This window comes from Actinacidiphila oryziradicis (assembly GCF_005047355.1).
GTDB classification, from domain to species: domain Bacteria; phylum Actinomycetota; class Actinomycetes; order Streptomycetales; family Streptomycetaceae; genus Actinacidiphila; species Actinacidiphila oryziradicis.
Genome location: NZ_SUMC01000288.1, coordinates 1 through 2,452 on the forward strand (window position 1 = coordinate 1; position 2,452 = coordinate 2,452).

General features: G+C 70.3%; 3 protein-coding genes. All 3 read right to left on the bottom strand.

Annotated elements, in window-relative coordinates; genetic code table 11:
* Positions 1–289: 289 nt before the first annotated feature.
* Positions 290–781: a hypothetical protein gene (locus tag FCI23_RS58015; RefSeq protein ID WP_169317487.1), complete on the bottom strand. Its 492-nt coding sequence runs from the start codon at positions 779–781 to the stop codon at positions 290–292.
* A 217-nt stretch (positions 782–998) separates the two neighbouring features.
* Entirely contained in the window at positions 999–1,928 is a 930-nt protein-coding gene (locus FCI23_RS55230; protein ID WP_136731698.1) for a GNAT family N-acetyltransferase, read from the bottom strand.
* Between the two features lie 116 nt (positions 1,929–2,044).
* Positions 2,045–2,452: esterase/lipase family protein (locus FCI23_RS55235; RefSeq protein WP_407646171.1), on the bottom strand; the 408-nt coding region annotated here is incomplete at its 5' end.

Consider the following 2,452-nt stretch of genomic DNA (forward strand, 5'->3'; position numbering starts at 1 on the left):
CCATGGCCCAGAATGCGGCACTGACAGTTTTCGCAGATCGGCGCCAGCCTTTGGGCCGCGCACTCAAGACTGTCAAAGGTGTGCACCCCTCCGGCGGTGCGCACCTCGAACGTCATCTCATAGTCGTTGCTGCAAACCTCGCACACGGCCATAAACAATCACACCTCGCTACACCGATGGGCGGGACGCCCGTTCACTGCCCGACACCCCGCCGCAAGAATGCGGGAAACCAGGCCCCGCCCTTCGGCAGCGCGAGGGGCTCCGCCCCCAAGTGGCTCACCGCAATCACTCAATCGGCTGCGAACTGCCGGCCGTGTTCACGGCGGCTGGCCATGGGAGCGCGGCCCGTGGAAAATCGCCAGGCACCGTTCACCTGAGCGACATGTCTCGAACCCTGCTTGGGCCCATGTCCGGAAACTTCGGGGCACCTCAGTGAGTGCACCGACCGGGTGCTCATCATGGGAGACGGCACCTGCGCTCCGTCCTGGACAAGGTGGCCCGGACCGAGATCCCGCTGTCCAGGCCGATCTTCGCCGCGTACCAGTCCGCCAGGTGCTCCACCGCCCTCGGGGTCCTCCGCGACGAAGTAGAAGTAGTTGAACAGGAACAAGCCGGGACGGCTCTTGTCGACGTCGCCGATGGATCTGGCGCAGCGGGCGGTCATCACATGGGTGTCGAAGGCCGCGCGGCTCAGTGCGTCGAGGAGCGAGCGGTACGCCCCGGCATCCGCCACTTCGGCGGCCGTCTCGGGTAGCGGGCGCTGGCCTACGAGCGCCGCCACCGGGCACGCGCCACCGTCATCGCGGCCGCCCAGCGACCCCGCACCTGACCCGCCCCGATCCAGGGAGACCGCCGGCAGCTCATAGGCCCAGGCCAGGCGTCCCTGGCTCGGGCTTGTGGGCGCCCACTTGACCCCGCCCCCCTATTTCTTGCCTGAACCAAGCCGGGTGCCGGGAGCGATGCGGGGTGGCAGGGCGGCCCCTGCCTTCCCCTGACGTTCAGGGCCGGCGGGATGTCCGGGCGCTGCCGGCGGTCCGAGCGGGGCTGGGGCGCCGCTGTTCGTAGGTCCATAGTTGGTCGATGAAGGCGAAGCCGAAGGAGTTGAAGAGCTGCGGGGCGGCCTGGCTGTCGGGGACCGTCTCCGGGAGGTCATTGACGACGAGGGCAACCTCGGTGGCGCCCTGCTCGGCCAGCAGGGCCAGGGCCTGGCTGAGCAGCTGCTGGGCCAGGCCGCGACGGCGCCGCGCAGTCAGGGTCTCGATCCACCACACGGTCGCGGTGTGGCCGGGCCCGACGCCGACCAGGGTCTCGGCGACCGGCTCGTCCGCCTCACGGATGATCAGCCGGTAGCCCGGAGGGAATTCGCAGGGGAAAACGTCGGCGACCAGCTTGGCGGGCAGTCCCTCGACGGGCAGCGGGCGATGCAGGTAGCAGCCCTGGCGGCGACCGGTGAAGCCGGTCTCCAAGAGCGCGTCGTGGGTGGCGGCGCGGCAGGTGCGGGACAGCCCGCCCGGGCCCAGGGGGTCCGGCGGGGCACCGACGAACGCCTCGACCAGCGGGCAGCCGGCGAGCACGGCCAGGGCATGACGGAGTAGGGCACGCAGGGCGGCGGGGTCCTCTCGGGCGTGCAGCCAGCAGATCAGGCCGACCGGTACATCGGGCCAGGCCAAGAACACAATGACGCCGTGGGGCCGGTCCTGGGCGTCGGCCAGCACACTGATGCACGGCTGGGCAGGTGCCACCCAACCAGCGAGGCGGGACGGCCCGCGCGTGGCGTCGGCCAGCATGTCCCGGGTGCAGCATGGCTGTCCCGGTAGCCGGTCGGCGTTGATCAACTCGCGCACCACCGGCTCGTCCTTGGGGTGATACGGGCGCACCGCCGACCCGCTCGCGGGGCGGGGGGAAAAGGTTCCTTTGTCCTTTCTCATGCTGCTGGTCTTCTTCCGACAGCTGCAGGACTTATGTCTTTCAGAGTGCCGCGTTCTGCCTGTTCTGAAACGGGGGCCCGCCCGGCAATCTGCGGGGTTCGTCGGGCCCGGGGTTGTCATGCGGCGGGCGTGACCTGCTGGGTCTGGGTCAGCACTGCGCGGATCTCGTCGCTGACCGGTTTGTGGATGGGCAGTGTCAGGTGGCCGACGCCGTGGACGAGGACGTTGCGGGCTTGGAGGTCGGGGTGGTCGATGCGGGCCCGGCCGGCGGGGATGACGGCCTCGTCCAGGTCGCTGTAGAAGGCGACGAAGCGGGTTCGGCAGCCCGCGGCCGGCTCGGCGAGCTCGGCCAGCAGTTCGCTTCCCGGCCTGAGCTGGCGCAGCAGCGGGTGGGGTGGGGCCAGCAGGGCCGTCGCGGTGCCGCTGTGCGGCGTCCCGAGGGTGATCACCAGCGGCACGTACGCGTCTCCGCCGAGCCGCTGCACGTAGTAGCGGGCGATGAGCCCGCCCAGGCTGTACCCGAT